This window comes from Syntrophorhabdaceae bacterium (assembly GCA_028713955.1).
Taxonomy (GTDB): Bacteria; Desulfobacterota; Syntrophorhabdia; order Syntrophorhabdales; family Syntrophorhabdaceae; genus UBA5609.
In genome coordinates this window covers 1-2,702 of record JAQTNJ010000348.1, presented here as the reverse complement: position 1 = coordinate 2,702, position 2,702 = coordinate 1, and the positions used below count along the sequence as shown (strand labels likewise).

Annotated in this window: 4 protein-coding genes; 3 read left to right on the top strand and 1 reads right to left on the bottom strand. The window is 50.3% G+C overall.

Features of this window, described 5'->3' with window-relative positions; translation table 11 throughout:
- On the top strand, positions 1 to 254 hold a 254-nt coding region (locus tag PHU49_16845; GenBank protein ID MDD5245677.1), incomplete at its 5' end, for a hypothetical protein.
- A 68-nt stretch (positions 255 to 322) separates the two neighbouring features.
- Here the strand turns inward: PHU49_16845 and PHU49_16840 are convergent.
- Entirely contained in the window at positions 323 to 1,102 is a 780-nt protein-coding gene (locus tag PHU49_16840) for an enoyl-CoA hydratase-related protein (protein MDD5245676.1), read from the bottom strand.
- 196 nt (positions 1,103 to 1,298) lie between these two features.
- On the opposite strand from PHU49_16840, the gene PHU49_16835 reads away from it, so the two are divergent.
- Positions 1,299 to 1,790 (top strand): PaaI family thioesterase, encoded by a 492-nt coding sequence (locus PHU49_16835; protein ID MDD5245675.1) that lies wholly within the window; start codon positions 1,299 to 1,301, stop codon positions 1,788 to 1,790.
- 286 nt (positions 1,791 to 2,076) lie between these two features.
- The coding region (locus PHU49_16830; protein ID MDD5245674.1) for a MarC family protein at positions 2,077 to 2,702 on the top strand (626 nt) is incomplete at its 3' end.

Sequence of the window (2,702 nt, the reverse complement as noted above, 5' to 3'; positions counted from 1 at the left end):
ATGGTAAGACTGTCAGGGCCATGAAGCTGTCATATGATAAGGAAAAGCTTGACGCCTGCGTCAATAACCTGAAAGGCCGGGAAGGCGTTGCCGATATCAGGGTCTGGATCAACGAGGGCATGTTGAATGTCGGTGATGACATTATGCGCCTCCTTGTTGCGGGAAGATTCAGAACGGATGTTTTGCCTGTACTCCAGGAACTCCTGTTTGTAATCAAAAAAGATGTGGTGAACGAAGAAGAGCTTTCGCCTTAGAATCACCGTTACGTTATTGCCGGACATTCCGGTTCATGTGAAAGGGTCCCATCCCGGGTCCATCAACATTAACGCCCCTTCCATTGGGGCTGTCTTTTTTCCAGAAAGGCGCTGATCCCTTCTTTCGAATCTTCCGTTGTGCAGAGACGGGCAAGGTTATCGGTCATGTATTCGGAGGCCTTGTAGTAGTCCATGTCCGCTGCCGTGTAGAATGCCTTTTTCGCCATCTGAACAGCGAGGGGGCTCTTCCGGGCCAGCACCGCTGCCCATTCACGGGCCTTTTGATCGAGTTCCTCCATCGACACCATCTTGTTCACGAGACCAAATTCAAGGGCCTTTTGCGCCTCGATCAAATCCCCATATAACAAGAGTTCGAGTGTCCGTTTTCTTCCCACAGAACGGGAAACAGGTACGGCCGGACCGATACAGTTGAGACCCACATTGATCGCCGTGAGGCCGAACTTCGCATCCTCCGATACAATAGCGAGGTCCGCCGCAGCCACGAGACCTGCTCCGATAGCCGCCGCCACGCCGTGAACCTGGGCGATAACGGGCTTGCTGATGCGACTCATTGTAACAAGGGCCTTGCCCATGTGGTCTATCCAGTCGCGGTATTCAAGGGCTGTTTTCCCGGGGAATTCACTTACATCAATCCCCACACAAAATGCCTTGCCCGCACCCTTCAGAAGAATAACCCTGACGTTCCTGTCCCTGTCAAATTCTCTGAGCGCGCTGTCGAGCTCGCTCGCCATGGCAGTATTGAAGGCATTCCACTGCTTCGGCCGGTTCAATATGATCTCACCGACGTAATCATCACCGGTCTTTGTAAGGATATGCTGGTACTCCATGCTATGCTCCTTTCATTTTTTATACATTCCTGTTTTCTCTCGCCCGCTTACAGTCCTATATCAGATTACATATGCTATTGTCAAAACGTATTCAGCGATAACAAAAAAACGTTGTCCATATTTTCTTCCTGATTGCGGGATTCAGAAAAAATATATACAATAGAATGATCAAGAATAACCGTTACGAGGGAGCACTATGGAAGAAAAGGCATTCCAGGATTACTATCCTGAGGAACTGAGCCATTGCTACGGGTGCGGCAATCTTAACGAGACAGGTCTTCATATCAGGAGCTATTGGGATGGAGAGGAATCGGTTGCCCGCCTCAAACCGCAGCCTTATCATATTGCCACACCGGGCTTTGTCTACGGCGGGCTGATCGCTTCACTCATCGACTGTCACGGGGTCGGCACAGCCGCCGCCGCGACATGCCGCGCGGAAGGCAGGGCCATGGACGAGGAACCAAGGCTGCGCTTTGTCACCGCATCTCTAAAGGTCGATTACCTGCACCCGACACCCCTTGGGGTTCAGCTCGAGGCAAGGGGGAAGGTGAAGGAGGTCGGAAAGCGCAAGGTATCCGTATCCGTCGAGGTCTTTGCAGAAGATACTCTCTGCGCCAGCGGGGAGGTAATCGCCGTCCGCATGCCTGAAACGATGAAGCAGAAAAAGGCAGTGAATAGTGAACGGTGAAAGGTGAATAGTAAGAAACAAAAGAAGCAATTCCTTTAAGGAGTTTATCTCTTTGCCCTCGGCTCTCTGCTGCCTTTCTCTCGCGACGGTTTGCTACAGGATATCCATACCTCCCACTAACGCAGACACACTCGGCGAACGATACGGAGCGAGTGCACAACGGGGATAGGGGGATGAGAAAGGCTCAGCACTACGGAACGGGCCAGGTTGGTTAAAAACCTCAATAAGGTATTTACATTCCTCGAAACGTGTATATAATTCTTGGATGGACGTCATCCACGCTCTATTGAAATCAAACAGTATCACGTTTTTCCTGCAATCCTTCGTATCCCTCTTTGTGATCGTGAACGCAATAGGGAATGTTCCCCTGTTTGTCACACTCCTGGAAAGATTCGATGAAGCTGAGAAGACGGCCATGATGAAAAAGGCCGCGATCATAGCCGCGATTACCCTGCTCATAGTGACCGTGACAGGTAACCTGTTCTTTCGTCTCCTGGGCATCGACATGTTTTCTTTCACGATTGCCGGCGGTATCTTGCTGATGATCATTTCAATCGAGATGCTGCTGGGACTCAAGACAAGGACCCAGTCCTCCACCGACGAGGAACAAACCAGTTCGGAAATAGACGAAATAACGGTCGTTCCCCTTGCCATCCCTCTTTTGACCGGTCCGGGCGCACTCACCACAGCCATAGTGCTTTTCGATAAGGCCGGGAACATCCAAAACAGAATAATCCTGTTGGGCACTATCGTTCTGGTTTTTGTGATCTCGTATATAATACTGGCAAAATCAAAGCCTATACTTTCCTTCCTTGGAAAGACCGGTACCCGGGTAGCGAGAAGGATAATGGGTCTCATGCTTTTATCGATAGCTGTTCAGTTCATCATAAAGGGCATTATTGATGCCTTCCA